Genomic DNA, 16,857 nt, shown 5'->3' on the forward strand with positions numbered 1-16,857 from the left:
TCAATCTGAGCCATGATCAAACTCTTCAATTAAAGTTTTTGTGGTCTTTCGACCGGCTCAATGAATACTGTTAAAATACCGCTAACTAGAAGCTAGTTAGGATATTTGAATTGACTGTGCCAAATAATCCGTCTCTATAAGAGATGGTTATTTGTATTGGTCACTAGTATCATTGATAAATCTTTCGACTTAACTTTTCAACGAGTGCCCACACAGATTGCATGGTCAAATTGTTAAAGAACAATACTAAACTCGGCAACCGCTTACGCCGTTGTCCGTGTCAGTGGGGTCGCATTATAAGAGCAAATATAAAGATGGCAAGAATAAATTAAACAAAAAAAACCAAGTGTTCATAATTCAAACAATACCTCCATTGGTGATTATTTTCACCTCTATTTGTGCATCTTCTCTTACTAAATAACCCTATCTAACCTTAATGATGAATTGCAAAACACAAGACGTTTAATCACGATGCGATGCAATCTGTCTCAATAGCTGATGATCTTCTTACTTAAGTGCCACTGAAACATGGCACTAAGTTTGAATTCTTTATTAAAAGTCATTCGCGGAGCACTGTGATGAAGACAATAGGTTATGTGATCCCTTGTTTCCCTACTTTATCTGAAACATTCACGGGTGTTGAAATGAGAGCAATGATTGCACTTGGACATCATGTTGTTCCGTTTTCATTTATGAAAGGTCAACACTTTCAACGTGCTGATATTCCATTAATGAAGCAGTGTTGCTACCCCTCAAACCTTCCCTACTATAGTTTTCGCCACATCACCCGTTCCGTAAGAAGCTTACCTTTTATTTACCAACAACATGAGTTCGGAAAACTCGCTCTTATTCGGCAAGGCCTACAATTAGCGCTATGGGCACATAGTTACCAATGCCAGCATCTTCATGCGCATTTTGCTTGGCATAGCTCAGCGATTGCAATCGTTGCAGCAAAAATATTGAATATTCCAGTGTCATTTGTTGGACATGGCGCTGATATCTACGCTGGGCCTCAAGATTTACAAGCCAAGCTTTCTCATTGTCAGTTTTGCTGCGCTGTGACAAAGGCAATGCATGATCATTTGCAATCACTAACAAAGACACCTGTTCACTATCTACCTTGTGGGATTGAAGAGCAAAACTATCCCACTTTAAATAATGAATGGTCTCCATCTAAGCGCTTTTTATTTATTGGTCGATTGGTTGAAAAAAAAGGGCTTATAACGTTATTGAAAGCCATACAACGACTCAAACACCCGATTGAAATCGATATTGTTGGTGATGGGCCATTAAAATCGGAACTAATATCTTTTTGTAAACGGCATGGACTCATAAACGCTGTTTCTTTTTTAGGCAGTCAAAATGCAGATTGGCTACGATCTCATGCTCAACGTTACCAAGGACTAATCGCTCCTTTTACCATCGCTAATAATGGTGATACTGATACAGGCCCACTAGTTTTAAAAGAAGCCCTTGCATTAGGGATCCCTATTATTACTACTAACCTTGTTGGTTGTACTGAGATCCTTTGCTCTGATATAGGAGTGATGATACAGAAAGATTCACCTACAGAATTAGCAACGGCAATTACAAACCACCAGCTAAAAAGCTATCAGGAATTAAAAACTCAAAGAGAGCTCGGTTATAGGCATGTCATGAAAGCCTTTACTGCAAAAGCTCAAGCGCAACGGCTATCACAGTGGATTGAAGCACTATGAGCACATTAAAGGTTGTTGCGATTTATGGGATTGGAGTCGTCTTTTGTAAACTAATTGGATTGCTAATTCAACCTTATGTTACAGATCAATTAGGTTTGGAAGAATACGGTAAGCTTGATGTATTATTAGTTTTAACTACATTCTTATCACTGCTCATTAGTTTAGGCATCATTGATGGTCTCTATCGTTTTTATCATGATGCATCAAACCCAACAAGGTTATTAGGCCAAGCCTTATGGCAAGTCATGTTATGTGGTGCAATAATTACAAGCCTGCTTGTTTTTTTTAATCACGATATTCAAGCGCTTTTACCTGGGCCGCCGCCACTTTTTGCCTTTAATTGTTTTATTTTTACTATTTACTTTAACTCTCTGAACGCGATCCCTTTAGCAAAGCTGCGAATTGAGAATAATGCTAAACACTTTGTAAGTATTTTACTTATCACGGCATTATTGCAAGCGGCCTTAGCGCTCTTGTTGGTCACTACATGGAAAGTTGATGGTATGGCTTTAGCTGGATTGATCGCACAAGTCGTGTGTAGTGTTTTACTCTATAAACAATGGCCAATACCACGCTTCTCAATGAACCCCGCATTATTAAAATATGGTGCAATTCTAACTATCTCTGGATTATTGGGTTTTATTTCATTAGGTGCTGAGCGTTGGGCTATCGCGCATTATTTAGGAGTGGAAGCGGTATCTCCTTATGCAATTGCAATGCAGTGGGGGGTTGCCGCTAGTTTATTAATAGAACCTTTTGCGTTGTGGTGGTTTCCAAAACGATTTAGCTTTATCAATACAGAGCAACGTAAACAATACTTAGCCAATATTACTATTTTAGCTTGCCAGCTTTGCATACTTATTTCTGCTCTTGTGCTTTTGTTTGGCCCTGTTTTTTTAAGGTTTTGGCTTAATACTGAGTTTTATTACAGTAGTGTTCTTATCCCATTCATCGCATTGTGGTTAATGCTAAAAGGCTGTTGTACTTTTCTTAATGTCGGCTGCTATTACCACGAACATGGACAAGGAATATTATTGATTAATAGCCTGTCAACGCTATTATCATTACTCGTTTTTATTTATATATTACCCTTATTTGATATTCTCGCATTGATCTATTGTGGAATTGCGATTCAAGCATTGCGCCTTTTTATTTTTTACTTTTATAGTCAATACCATCTCCCTCTGCGATATCCTCTCTCTGATTTGTTTGTCAGTTTTTCACTTATTATACTGATCTGTTTTTGTCAGCAATATCAACTCACTTATTGTCTCATTCTGTTAACTCCTCTTCTTTGCCTTCAAATCTATTGGCCTTGGCGTCACCTTTGTAACTATCGCCATGTATTACAGGTGATCTATGACAAGGGGTAAACAAATTATCATCGCTTTGTTTAGTACGATAAGTTGCTTTATTGTAAGCAATTACACGTTTAAACATTACTTTGCATTTCTTGGAATACTGTCCCTGCCCTTTGTTGTTAAGCGTGCTTTTTTACTCTGTATTTGGTTTATTCTTTTTTCATATTTTCGCTTACATGAAGCAATGCCATTCCTTGAACCCTTTAAAATACCCAAGTTATTAGCACTTGCTTGTTTGGTCGGATTAAGTTGGCAGTTATGGATGAACTATCGCAACTTCAAGTGGCACCCATTGCATACATGGCTACTTTGCTTTGCATTTTGGGTCAGTATTAGCTGTGCTTTTGCTTCTAATAGAGAAGAATCATTTGAAATGTTGTCAGGTAACTTTCTAAAAATCGTTTTAATGGTTTTTGCTATTAGCTTATTACCCACCCATATTTCTCAACTAAAAAGAATTCCTTATTTACTCTTTCTTTGTGGTTTATTGATTGCCTCTATTACGTTGTATAACAAATATTATGAGATTGGATTAGTCGAAGAAACACGTGTCACGATCGGGCGAGCATTTGGATCAATGCTCGGTGATCCTAATGATCTCTCTTTAGTTCTGTTATTTCCGCTATCATTTACTGCTGTCTATATTTTCCATGGTCACATTATTGCTCGTCTTATTGCGATGCTTATTAGCATAACTCTCCTAGCAGGTATTGCAGCAACGGAAAGTCGAGGTGGACAATTGGGAATAATTAGCGTGGTATTTATGTCACTGCTTCTTCGCAGTAAAAATATCGTCACACCACTTATCATTACCGCTCTTGGGATCATGGCTTTATTTGTCGCCGCAGGTATTGAAAACAGATTTGTTTCATCGGCTAGTTCAGGCGCCATTGATGAGTCTGCAATGGGGCGTCTTTATGCTTGGGGCGCTGCAATAATGATGGCAGTTGATCATCCATTTACTGGTGTTGGATTAAGTAATTTTTATAATAATTACTATTTTTACTCAGTACATTGGGATGGTAAGAACCATGCTGTTCATAGCTCTTGGTTTGAAATATTAGCTGAGAACGGATTTGTCGGGTTATTCTTATTTGTTACTTTGTTAATAAAAACTTTCCAACTTAGTTACCGCTTACTTAAACGATTAAAAAAAACAACATATCAACCACTTGCTGAAGGGCTATGGCTTGGCATGGTTTCATTTTCTGTCAGTGGTACTTTTCTCACACAAGGAACAACGTGGCCTTTTTATATTTTATTAAGCTTATTAATTGCAACCGATCGATTAACTTGTAATACAAATCAACTCCATAAAAAGGATTTGAGTCATGGATCGTGATATAGAGTTTATTATTTTTGGTGAAGATTGGGGACGACATCCATCTAGCACTCAGCACTTAATATCAATCATTGCTCAGCAATATCCTGTCTATTGGATCAATTCTATTGGTTTAAGGCAACCCCAACTACAAGCAAAAGATGTCAGGCGTATTATCGAAAAGCTCATGGCTTTTATGCGTCGTACTGCAATAGCTGATACTGAAATCTCCGCCACAAATTTAAAAAAGATCATCAAACCTCTTGTTTGGCCATTAGCTCGAAACAAGACGATGAAATACATCAATAAAAAGCTATTATCAACACAACTTCCCCAAAAAAAACACTATCGCGTTTTATGGATAGCTCTACCGAGTGCGATTGAATATATAGAACTCTGCCAAGCCGATTTAATCATTTATTACTGCGGAGATGATTTTTCAGCGCTAACAGGGGTCGATCACGATAAAGCAATGCAAGCAGAACAAACATTAAGTATGCAGGCCGACCTTATTTATGTGGCAAACAGACAATTAATGGCGCGCTTCCCGAAACACAAGACACATTATTTGCCCCATGGTGTTGATCTTCATTTATTTCAATCAAAACATGAATGCCCACCAGCCATTGATAAAGATAAAAAAAATATTGGCTTTTATGGCAGTTTAAATAATTGGCTTGATTACGATTTATTACAACAACTCGCATTAGCACGCCCACAGCTTCAATTTTATTTGCTTGGGAATAAGGAGTGTCATCAAGTTCAGCAATTGCAAAATGAGAATATCCATCTATTACCTGCGATACCTCATCACCAACTCGCTAGTTATTTACAACATTGGCATATCGCTATTTTACCTTTCATCAACAATCAACAAATTAAAATGTGTAACCCCTTAAAATTAAGAGAATATTTAGCAGCCGGATGTCCTGTCATTAGCAGTAAATATAAAGCCGCAACAGAGTACTCACCTTTAGTGTCAATTGCGACAACTCAGAAAGAATGGCTCTCAGAAATTGATCGCATTACACAATTAAGCCCACAGCAAGTCGATGAATATAAACAAAAAGCATACCAAAGCGTCCAGCATGATAGTTGGCAACGTCGTATAGAAAAGATAATTAGTACTATACAAAAAATACGATGTTCAACGACTGAATAACAAACCCTTACATCAGGCACTCTTTTTGCAGTCTTTCTTATACACACAAGAAAAAGGAATGCGTGATGATAAGAACAATCTATCTAATCATCTTACTAGGGCTGGTTGGGTGTGCCAGTTCCTCACAATCCAATAAGAAATTAGAGCTTTTTTTTAGTTCAGAGCAAGTGACGTTAACCGCAGAGCAACACCGTAAAATCATCCAATTTTTTTCAACCTTCTCATATAACCAAATAACAGCAACAGTAGGCCCTGCTAAGCTCAATAATAAATTTGACGCTTTATTACACAGTCAAAAACGAATGCAAAACATAGAGACGATCGCACAAGAGCATCAAATCCCTTTAACGTTGGAGTATTCTCCTCAAATAACAATCGATACGTTGCTCCTTCGGAGTAACTAAGGTATGCGCCACCTCTTTATAACGCGCTTATATCCATTACTTTATGGATTATGGCTTCATCGTTATTTATTAGTTTTACCCATCATCATTATGCCTTTTCTAATGACAATAGGCGGCTTTCTTAAAACTAAGTATTACTACTCTGAAACCACTATTTTGGTTCAGGAGGCCGCATTGCTTAATCCTTTTTTAGAAGATTTATCTATTTCAATGAATCTAGAGCAGCGAATTAAAGCACTCCAAGTCGTGATCCAAAGCCAATCAACTTTGGCGATCGTAATTGATGAACTCGATCTAGTGCCTGATAAAAACCCGCAAAAAATTAAACACGTCACCGCTCAACTCGAAAAAGGGATCACCCTTGATTTGACAGGTAACGATCTCGTTCAAATGAGTCTTGTATGGCAACAACCCGAACAAATTCCAGAAATATTAAATATTCTTTCTCGCATTTTCTTAGAAAAGCTACGAGCCCCTGGACGAGCATCGATTGATAATTCAGAAGTGTTTTTACAAAAACAATTAACAACAACCCAAAAAGATTTAGAGCTTGCAGAAAGTGAGCTTGCCACCTTTAAAGCAGAAAATGCGGATAACTTACCGCTCCTACAAGGCGTCAATGTTGATACTAGTATTAAATTGTTAAGGAAAATAAACGAATCAGAATTGGCTTTACTCCACGCAACAAGTAAACGTGATAGCATGTATAAAACACTGATAAATACCAACCCTGTTATCGGCAAACTAGAGCAAGAAATTGTAATGGCCGAAGCCGAGCTTGCTATATTACGTGCCAGTTATACCGATCAACATTCATTAATTAAAAATGTACTCCGCCGTTTAGAGCGTTTAAAACAAGAGCGGACTCGGCAAGTTGAGTTACAGCAATCACTTTCCCCAGATCAAATCAACAGTTTATGGCAACGGCTAGTTAATAGCACTCAAGATCCTGAAAACCAAACCCAACCTATATTGCTCAGCCAATTTGAAACCTTACAGCAAGCAGAGTCTGAAATCGATGCCATTAATCAAGAGCTCGTATTACTCAAAAAACAAGCTGCAAATATCATAGGAAAACGGGTGGAGTTTGCAGAATTAGAAAAAAAACTCACCAGTTTAGAGCGAAACTATAAGGTCAAATCGAACATTTATAACCAACTACTAGAGCGCTATGAAATGGCCAGAGTCACTGGCCACCTTGGGCGTTTTGAAGAACCAGACAAGCTCAAAATAATAGACAAACCCTCAGTACCGAATGCTCCTCAAAATTGGCCATGGTGGATGAACTTTTTGTCCGGCATTCTTTTTGGCGCAGTCATTGCTTTATTTCTTGTAGGCATCTCGATTATTTTTGATACGCGATTATATCAATCCAGCCATATCCGACAGTTAGTATCTTACCCAATCTTGGTGCGCATTCCTTACTTCTCAAAGGAACATGAACATGGTTAGAACACTACAAGTCGTCCAACATTTACGCCCTGGCGGGTTAGAAAAGCTCGTTCTGAATTTGGTGCGTTTTGCCTCATCAAAGCATCGTGTTTATGTTGCTTCATTAGAAGAAACAGCCACATCTGCTATTTCAGCATGGCCTGAGTTAGCAGCATTTAAAAACCAATTAATATTTTTAAATAAACCCTCAGGTATACATCTTCAAACCGCTTATCAATTAAGAAAAATCATTAATAAGCTAAAGATCACCACGGTTCACAGCCACCATTTAGGTCCTTTACTCTATAGTCGACTCGCACTATTAGGGCTAAGCACAACCCATATACATACTGAGCACGACAGTTGGCATCTAGAAGAGCCAAAACAACAAACCCTCACTCGTTGGCTATTAAAAAATAAACATGTTGAACTCGTCGCCGATGCCCCAACAATAGCCAAAGATCTTCATCAACGATTAGGTCGTCCAGCCGATCATATTATTAATAACGGTATCGACTGTCACTTTTACTGTATTGGTGATCAAGCCGACGCTCGTCATGACTTAGCGTTGCCTCAAAAACAAATACTCATTGGTTGTGCTGGGCGACTGGTTTCAGAAAAAGGGATTGATACCATGCTTCTCGCCCTATCATCACTTCCAGAGCATTATCATCTTGTTATTGCAGGTGATGGCGAGCAGTTCTCAAACCTCAAACAGCTCGCCTGTCGTTTACAGCTTGAGCATCGTATTCACTGGTTGGGTTATTGTAAAAACATGCGTTCTTTTTATCGCGCTATTGATGTGTTCTGCATGCCGTCACGTCATGAAGGACTCCCCTTAGCTTTGCTTGAAGCACAAGCGTGCGGTAAACCGATTGTGGCATCAAATATTGGTGCGATCCCCGATGTCGCCCATCCAGAAAACAGTGTATTAATATCGCCTAATGATCCTGTCCAATTAGCTCACGCTCTAGATCATGTACTGACACATAAGACTAATGAAACAAAAACAGCGCATTTCATCCAACACGTTGCTGATGTAAGAACGATGACAGCAGCGTATGAAGCCCTCGCGAAGTAAGGAGCTAACCATGATGGTAAGTTGGTTTATTCTTTTAATTCTAACGCTAATTATTATTTATCATCATGTTATCTATAGTGCTGTTATGGTGTGGTATGGACAACATCTAAAACGAAAAACCATTACAGTAGAACCAGATAGTTTTCCAGCCATTGCGATCCTTATTCCGGCTTATAATGAGGAAGCACATATTAACGATAAACTGGCTAATTTATTGATGCTTGATTATCCCGCAGAAAAACTGTTTATCTTCATTTGTTGCGATGGTTGCAATGATGCAACCGCAAAACTTTGTCGCCAATGGGAGAGCCAATTTCAACGGGCTAATATTCATTTTCAGTTGCAAATAAGCACCAGCAATAAAGGAAAGTTAGCGCGCCTAAATCAACTTATCACGATGGCACAACCTTATGCAGAACTGGTTGCATTAAGTGATGTATCAGCGCTTATCTCGATCGATGCCCTTAAACAAGCAACCCATAGTTTTAACGATCCTAAAGTTGGTGCAATCACAGGTAATTACCTTATTTATGATGGTAATACAGGTGAGAAACAATACTGGTCTTGGCAAAATAATATGCGCTTTGCGGAATCACATTTAGGTAGTGTTATTGGTGGCAATGGCGCTTTTTATATTATGCGATCACGCTTATTTCAGCCATTGCCTTACGACACCATCAACGACGATTTCATGTTGCCGATGCAAGTGCTTAAGCAAGGTTATAATGTGATTTATAATGAATGCATAAATAGTATTGAGCTCGATATTAGTAGTAATGAACAAACCCATCAACGAAGACAGCGTATTGGCGCCGGTAACTTACAGCAACTGATCCGCTGTCGTTTTGTATTTAATCTCCACCAGCCAGGGGTAAAATGGTTATTCGCATCTGGTAAAGGTTTAAGAACCTTAATGCCTTTTCTTTTCATCATGTACCTAAGCATAACCTGTTACCTTGCCGTCCATGGCTCACTTCTCGCCATATGGTTAACGGGATTGCAAGTCGTTGGATATGGTCTTGCGGCACTACCTCTATTAGGTGTAAAAAATAAACTGTTAGATAAATTACATTATTTAATAGGTGGTTACCTATCTTCTTTAATTGGAATGCTACGCTATCTCTTTGGGCAATTTAGAGATGGCTGGAAAAAAAAGCCGCCTCTCAATACCTACCAACATTCTTTTACGATTATCCTCAAACGCTTCTTCGATATTCTTCTCAGTTTTATAGGATTATTACTCACACTTCCATTATGGCCCCTGATTGCCTTACTTATACGGTTAGATTCCAAAGGTGATATTTTTTATCGACAAGTGCGTGTAGGACAAATTAATGATGAACATATCATGTTGTTCTCCATGTTGAAATTTCGCACCATGCAATCTAACGCTGAAGCAAAAAGTGGCGCGGTATGGTCTCAAAAAAATGATCCTCGTATCACTCGAATAGGAGGGTTCTTAAGAGATACGCGATTAGATGAACTGCCTCAATTTATTAATGTGATAAAGGGAGACATGTCATTAATTGGCCCTCGCCCTGAACGCCCTGAACTATGTGGAAATTTGCAAAATGCATTGCCTTTCTACTTAGAACGAACTCGAGGCTTACGCCCAGGTATAACAGGCTTAGCACAAGTAAATCAAGGCTACGACAGCTGTATAGAAGACGTTAAAGCGAAGATCGCATGGGATCATGCTTACGCTATCGCATTAGCATCACCATTACAATGGCTTAGAATGGACTGCTGGATATTGCTCAAAACAGCATACATTATGGTAACGAGACGTGGACAATAGTTGGCACAACCTTTGAATCATATTAGTTAAAATAGAGAATAAGGAATACCTATGTTCGCATCGTCCAGCTCAGTTATCGCACTTGCTCTACAAGATGAATTTGATGCGCAAAGAGCAAGGGAGCTTGAAAGTGAATTTGATGTTCTCAGTCAAACCGAGCGAATGGAACTCGTCATTGATATGACGCAAGTCCAATTTATCGACTCATGTGGTATTGGTGCCATTGTTTTTCTTTATAAACGCTTAAAAAGCCGAGGACGTCGTTTACGTCTACTTAATGTTAACGGTCAACCTAGAGAGTTAATGCAAATGCTCAGGATTGATAAAGTGATCCCACTCATCACATCAGCAGAGTTAACTTAATGAAATCGCCTCTATTGCTGCTTATAGCCTTATTATTACTACTGACAGGTTGTAGTACTTTTTGGCCTGCGCAAGGAGAAATTCCACTTTCACCGCCAAAACAAACCCAACTCCATCAACTCGAACACCATCAGTTTGAGCTCCAATTACTCGCAACACGAGGCGCCAAACATTGTCTTCCTGGTCAATATATCCGATTACAAAACCTTTATTTAAAAGCAAGAGAAGAAGCCCTTAACGGTTTTGATCGTGATGCTGAAATTACTCTTTTAAAATACCAAACCCAGAATGCCGTGATCCAAAAGCAAATGGATTGGTTGGAATATCACACCCTATGCCTTGACCCCAATTATTCTGAAGTAGAACTCAAAGAGCGTTTCTTATTATATATGTCCGTCGATAACCAGTTTGCGTTAAATAAAACAACCTTGTTGCCTGATTATCAAGAATCACTCCGCTATGCCGCTGGAATAATTAAACGTCAAGAGCACTGGCACTTACAACTTATTGGCTATACCGATAGCCAAGGTAATGAACTGAATAACTATGCTCTTGGCTTAGAAAGAGCGAATACAGTTAAAGACTTCTTTGTTGAAAATGGCGTTGATCCTAACCAAATAACGGTGCTTAGTGTTGGAGAAACACAGGCCATTGACGATAACACTCTCACAAAGCAGCTCAATAATAGAAAAGTAGAAGCAAGAGTATTGGTTGAACACCACGCTCAGTCTATTCATCGCGTATTTGATATAAAGGACTGGCATACAATTCGAGATGGCTTATGATCCGTATCTTCTGCCTACTCATTCTCTTTATCTGCTTCCCTTTACGGGCAGACAATACAATCACGCTAACGGCAGGCGATCGTATTTTCCTGTTTGTACCAGGCGAAAAAGCATTCAGTGACGATTTCACGATTGATGATAACGGAAAAATTCAACTCCCAGAAGTCGGTACAATATCGATCGCAGAGCTCACCATCAAAGATGCTGAACAAAAAATAAAACAAAAACTATCATCTATCTATCTTAACCTTGATGACTTTAAGCTTACCTTAAAAGAACAACTCATCCGTATTCATGTACTTGGCTATGTTGAAACTCCAGGAACTGTTTCACTCAAACCTAACAGCAATATTCAATTAGCACTTGCTGCTGTTGGCGGTGCAAGATCAGGCGCGCAGTTAAACAAGTTCTCCATCATACGTAATGGCATATCTCAACGTTTTAATTATAAAAAATATTTAGATACGGGTGATACCTCCAATCTACCTACCTTAACCAATGGCGATACCCTCTTCGTCCCTGTATCTCCACTGCTCGGCAACATTGAAGTTGATTTTGATGCTGCAGCTATTCAAAACACAGGTGATTCAAACAAAAAAAATGGCTTAACATTATTTGGTGAAGTCCGAAACCCAGGAACATTTAGTTATAAGCCAGAAATGAATGTGGTTGATGCCATCATGCGTGCAGATGGTGTAACACGCTATGCCGACGTAACTAAAATTCGAGTGGTTACCGATAATAAACCTTATATATTTGATCTAAAAACCTTCTTAGATACAGGTGATACCCAGCATCTTCCTCCTATAAAAGAGGGAACCACAATTTATGCTCCGATTGAAATTGATGACATCAGTACAACGGTAAGAACCGCCTTTGTCATGGGGGAAGTGAAAGCCGCTGGCGCTTACGAAATAGGAAAAAATACAAAATTTATTGATGTGCTAGCCAATGCCGGTGGTCCAACACGTTTCGCAGATACAACTCAGATCAAAATACTCAGTGAAACAGAACCGCCAATAACGATCAATCTCGTTGAGTTTACTAAATCACCACAAGATTATGATATCCCGCTGATGAAAACAGGTGATGTCATTTTTATTCCAGAAAAAACCACCGTAAATGTAAAGTCATGGCTTAAAATTACGGATGATCGCTCTATTAAAATTATAGGGGCAATCAATATTCCAGGGCGCTATGAGTGGAGCCCAGCGATGGATTTCATGGATCTACTCGCTCACGCAGAAGGCCCGACTAAACGTGCAAATTTAACGAATATTCGACTCATCACCGAAGACAAAGATCTTAATAAAGGCCATGAGGTCTCTTTCTTTAATTTCCAAAACTTTATCAAAAAAGGCCATCCTAAAAGATTACTTCCTGAGCTTTCTGCAGGAATGACCATTATTATTGATGAATTACCCGATGACCCCAGTGATAATAAAGCCAGTTGGTTACGCCAAGCACCAAAAGATTCTATTTATATCTTTGGCTCAATTGGCGCGCCTGGTCGCTATGCGTTTAATAATGACCAAGGATTTCTTGATATTCTCTCAGCCGCTGATGGGCCAAGTAATGAAGCTGACTTACAAGAAGTGCTTATTACGCATCGCAATGGTACTCAAAGCCATGTTACTCAGTTAGATCTTTCCGAATACTTTCGAACTGGGGATGAATCAGTCTTACCCAAAGTCGTTCCTGGGGACGTTATTTATATACCAAAAATATCAAAAGCTTCAGATCATCATGCAATTAAGATTATCGGTGCGGTTTATACCCCCGGACGTTTTAATTTCAACGAAAAGCTAACCTTTTTAGATCTACTTTCCATGGCTGGAGGACCAAAAAATAAAGCTAACTTATCCAGTATTCGCATTGTAAGACTTCCGAAAAAAGATCAACCCTCGGCTCAAGGGCATCAAGTACTCTTTTTTGATCTTGAGAATTTTATTAAGCAAGGAAGCCCTGAAAGTAAACTCCCCAAGCTCACATACGGCGATACCATTATCGTTGATGAACTCCCGCACAACCCTAGCGACAGTAAATCCAGCTGGCTCCGTCAAGCAGCAAGCGATTCGATCTATATTTTTGGGGCCGTAGGATCTCCTGGTCGGTATGGTTTTAATAAAGAACAAGGGTTTCTCGACATTCTCTCTGCCGCAGACGGACCAATTGGTGATGCAGATATTCAAGAGTTACTCATCACACATCGCAATGGTAAAAAAACAACCGTTTCTCGTCTCGATCTTGCGAGGTACTTTGAGACTGGTAATGAAAAACTTCTTCCTACCGTACTCCCCGGCGATGTCATTTATGTACCACAAACAACTCAAGCGAAAGATGATAAAACTGTCATGGTTATTGGTTCAGTAAAAGGTCCGGGGCGATTTAAATGGAATAGAAAACTGACTTTTTTAGAGATTTTTGCTCTTGCTGGCGGCCCATTAGAAAGCGCGAACTTAAGCAGTATTCGCATTATCAAGAAAAACAAAAACGATCCAAATAGTATTATTTATTTTGATTTAGAGAAATTTATCGATCGCGGCGGTAACTTTGCAACACTCCCAACCATAAGGGCGGGAGATACGATAATGGTCGATGAACTCCCACGTGATCCCAGTGATAATAAATCCACATGGATTCGACAAAACGCAGAGGAATCTATTTATGTCTTTGGGGCAGTAAACTCACCTGGGCGATATGCCTTTAATAGTGACTTAGGGTTTTTAGATATTATTTCAGCAGCAGATGGCCCAAATAAAGATGCTAACTTACAGCAAATAAAAATCAGCCATCGTAACGGGACCCATGCCAATGTCACAACACTAAACCTTACTCTGTATTTTGAAACTGGCGATGAAAGTTTATTACCCAAAGTAGTCCCTGGCGATGTTATCTACATTCCGCATCAAGATGGAAATTGGTTAGATAAACCTGCAAATCGTGTTGTAAGACTGATGGGAGAAGTAAAAAAACCAGGGCGTTACTCATTCAACAGCCAGATGTCTTTACTCGATTTACTAGCAGAAGCAGGCGGCCCCACGGATAAAGCCTATATAGATAAAATAATGATCGTCAATAGTTCATGTTGCGGAGATAAAAGCCAAACATTCAGTTTACGGAACTACATAAAATATCCAGCAGAAACACCGATCCCCATGCTTCGTCCAGGAGATACGGTATATGTCCCCAATGAAGATGATTCAACAAGCACACTGTTAAGACAAGGCCTTCAAGACGCATTTAGTTTTGTAACAACCTTGCTTGTAATAGGAGCCGCATTATGAAACCTTGGTTGAGCGAAGAAATGGAACACCTATTCCAACAATTGCACCAGCAACAACTTCGCATAATCTGCGTTGCAAGCTGCAATCAAAAATGCGGAAGTTCAACAATGAGCTATTGGCTAGCTGAACGTTGCTCTGTAAACCAAACAAAAGTGCTATTGATCGATCTTGATCTTTCTGGATCAGGGCAAGGATTCGAGCCAACACCGTGGGAAACCGAAAATAAAGAGCAAAACCTTATTAATAAGCATCCCTTTCTAGATATTTTGCCCCAACCCAAAGATCAATCCACAGTGCTCACATTGCGACAGCCCCATAAACTTCGTTATCTTCTCCAGTATTGGCAACAACATTATCACTATATTATTTGTGATACAGGCAATATCAACACCGCTAACTGGCGAAATTTACCAGCCGTTAATATCGCTAATGCCAGCGATGGCATCCTTTTATGCCTTTCCGCAGCCAAGACGACAGAAAGTAAACTGCTAACAAGTATTACCAAACTAGAAAAAAGTAACTGTAATATCATTGGCCTTATTATTAATGATCAATTTAATCCGACACTCGCACAACGAATGCTAAAAAGTCTCAATACCAAAGCATGGTGGCTCCCCGAAAGGATCAAAGCAAAAATTACCGCAATGCTAAATAACAGCCAACTTCTACAAGGAAAATATCAATGATCAATCAGGTATTATTCAAACAGACTTTTTGCTTAAATTACGAGAACTTAAAAACCATTAGGCACTGGCTAAAATCACAAAGCAATAAGCTCAATTTAAGTTATGAGCTGAGTCAGCATATGATCCTAGTTTGTAATGAATACTGTGTTAATTTACTTGCACATCAACGCTTAACCGCAAGTCACGTTGAATTAAAATATGGCTTACGTAATAATCAAGCTCGATTTGAAATCATTGATAACGGCTCTCATTGGCAAGCAATGAAAGAAAAAATCAGCTCCGCAATATTACCTGAAGAGCCCGCTTGCAATAAATTAGGGCTCGCTCTGATCAATACCTACTTCCCTGACTTTAAATATTTTCTCACCAATCACCAAAATATTATTCAATTTAACCTTCCACAAAAAAAGTCAAAACCGCAACTTCTGATCGTTGATGATAGCCCAAGCCAACTCGCACTATTTGCGACCTTTCTCCGCGATCACTATCAACTCATTCTCTTCAGTAAGCCCATTGAAGCACTCGATTGGCTAGCTCATAGCCAATGCAATATGGTGATAACCGATTTACACATGCCCAATATAAATGGTTTCAGTTTTAGAGATAAAGTGACAGAGTTCAAGCACTGCCAGTCATTACCCTTTATCTTCATCTCAGCAGACAACAAAGACGCCACACTTTTAGAAGCAGCAAGAGCAGGTATTGATGACTATTTAACAAAACCACTCAATAAAGAAAAATTACTCACAATACTGAAACGAGTGTTAAAGCGCCATAGCACGCTAGCGTCTGTTTTTGAAAAACAGCTATTGGCACAGATGACACCTTACCAATCAGAATTTCCATCCAAAATTATGCTTCGAGATATCACAATAGATATTGATCAATACCCGATAAACCAAGGTGATTTTTTATTATATCGAGAACCCAAAAAAGACAAGCCTGCTATGCTCATCCTCGGAGATAATATGGGACATGGTCCATTGGCTAAAGCTAACGGTATTGGCTGGTTTGGCTATATTGCTGGCTTGCTTGATGCAGGTATAGAAAGTCCAAAAGAAATATGCGAGATACTCAACCAACAACTTATTGCTGCACCCAATAATCGTCATTTGATTTGTTTAATGATAATGATCATAGATAATAATAATACTGTGCACATCTACAATGCAGGCATGCCTGCAGCACTTCAACTAAGTCATGATAAGAGCATACATCTAGAAGAAAATATGGGCTTATTAGGGATCAATACCCAATTAACCATAGAACCAAAACGCATTACACTAACCAAAGATGTCAGCCTTCATTGTTACAGCGATGGACTTGCTAACCACCCTATAACTATTAACCAAATCAATCGATTAACACATTATCAAGCGAAAGAAAGGCATATGAAAATTTGGCAAAATCCGCAACGCTCAGCCATAGATGATAAAACGTTAATCAGCATATATAGATAA

Annotated in this window: 13 protein-coding genes; all 13 read left to right on the plus strand. The window is 39.1% G+C overall.

The genetic code is table 11. From position 1 onward, the window contains the following. Positions 1 to 578 precede the first annotated feature (578 nt). The 13 genes from C9J46_RS19495 to C9J46_RS19555 all read left to right on the plus strand — a co-directional run bounded on the left by C9J46_RS19495 (position 579) and on the right by C9J46_RS19555 (position 16,857). Entirely contained in the window at positions 579 to 1,718 is a 1,140-nt protein-coding gene (locus C9J46_RS19495; RefSeq protein WP_107208684.1) for a glycosyltransferase family 4 protein, read from the plus strand. Next, positions 1,715 to 3,091 (plus strand): lipopolysaccharide biosynthesis protein, encoded by a 1,377-nt coding sequence (locus C9J46_RS19500; RefSeq protein WP_107291397.1) that lies wholly within the window; start codon positions 1,715 to 1,717, stop codon positions 3,089 to 3,091. Before C9J46_RS19495 ends, C9J46_RS19500 begins: the two co-directional genes overlap by 4 nt. Continuing rightward, complete coding sequence (locus tag C9J46_RS19505; protein WP_107291398.1) at positions 3,078 to 4,421, plus strand: O-antigen ligase family protein; 1,344 nt, start codon at positions 3,078 to 3,080, stop codon at positions 4,419 to 4,421. The genes C9J46_RS19500 and C9J46_RS19505 overlap by 14 nt, the downstream gene beginning before the upstream one ends. Further along, complete coding sequence (locus tag C9J46_RS19510; RefSeq protein WP_107291399.1) at positions 4,411 to 5,562, plus strand: glycosyltransferase; 1,152 nt, start codon at positions 4,411 to 4,413, stop codon at positions 5,560 to 5,562. The genes C9J46_RS19505 and C9J46_RS19510 overlap by 11 nt, the downstream gene beginning before the upstream one ends. A gap of 65 nt (positions 5,563 to 5,627) precedes the next feature. Next, positions 5,628 to 5,966, plus strand: a complete 339-nt coding sequence (locus C9J46_RS19515; RefSeq protein ID WP_107208688.1) for a hypothetical protein — start codon at positions 5,628 to 5,630, stop codon at positions 5,964 to 5,966. Between the two features lie 3 nt (positions 5,967 to 5,969). Then, positions 5,970 to 7,418, plus strand: coding sequence for a sugar transporter (locus C9J46_RS19520; protein WP_107208689.1), 1,449 nt, complete (start codon positions 5,970 to 5,972; stop codon positions 7,416 to 7,418). After that, positions 7,411 to 8,478: a glycosyltransferase gene (locus tag C9J46_RS19525; RefSeq protein WP_199187173.1), complete on the plus strand. Its 1,068-nt coding sequence runs from the start codon at positions 7,411 to 7,413 to the stop codon at positions 8,476 to 8,478. The genes C9J46_RS19520 and C9J46_RS19525 overlap by 8 nt, the downstream gene beginning before the upstream one ends. Before the next feature lie 10 nt (positions 8,479 to 8,488). Continuing rightward, the gene (locus C9J46_RS19530; protein ID WP_107291400.1) at positions 8,489 to 10,276 is read left to right on the plus strand and encodes a sugar transferase; all 1,788 of its coding nucleotides are present in this window, start codon (positions 8,489 to 8,491) and stop codon (positions 10,274 to 10,276) included. Positions 10,277 to 10,327: 51 nt separating this feature from the next. Continuing rightward, entirely contained in the window at positions 10,328 to 10,639 is a 312-nt protein-coding gene (locus C9J46_RS19535) for an STAS domain-containing protein (protein ID WP_105061076.1), read from the plus strand. Next, positions 10,639 to 11,424 carry an OmpA family protein gene (locus tag C9J46_RS19540; protein WP_107208692.1) on the plus strand — a complete coding sequence of 262 codons (786 nt, stop codon included), beginning with the start codon at positions 10,639 to 10,641 and terminating at the stop codon, positions 11,422 to 11,424. The genes C9J46_RS19535 and C9J46_RS19540 overlap by 1 nt, the downstream gene beginning before the upstream one ends. Further along, the gene (locus tag C9J46_RS19545) at positions 11,421 to 14,711 is read left to right on the plus strand and encodes an SLBB domain-containing protein (protein ID WP_107247897.1); all 3,291 of its coding nucleotides are present in this window, start codon (positions 11,421 to 11,423) and stop codon (positions 14,709 to 14,711) included. Before C9J46_RS19540 ends, C9J46_RS19545 begins: the two co-directional genes overlap by 4 nt. Continuing rightward, positions 14,708 to 15,397 carry a hypothetical protein gene (locus tag C9J46_RS19550; RefSeq protein WP_107208694.1) on the plus strand — a complete coding sequence of 230 codons (690 nt, stop codon included), beginning with the start codon at positions 14,708 to 14,710 and terminating at the stop codon, positions 15,395 to 15,397. The genes C9J46_RS19545 and C9J46_RS19550 overlap by 4 nt, the downstream gene beginning before the upstream one ends. Further along, positions 15,394 to 16,857, plus strand: coding sequence for a response regulator (locus tag C9J46_RS19555; protein ID WP_107208695.1), 1,464 nt, complete (start codon positions 15,394 to 15,396; stop codon positions 16,855 to 16,857). The genes C9J46_RS19550 and C9J46_RS19555 overlap by 4 nt, the downstream gene beginning before the upstream one ends.

It is taken from the genome of Photobacterium sp. GB-36, from assembly GCF_003026135.1.
GTDB lineage: Bacteria > Pseudomonadota > Gammaproteobacteria > Enterobacterales > Vibrionaceae > Photobacterium.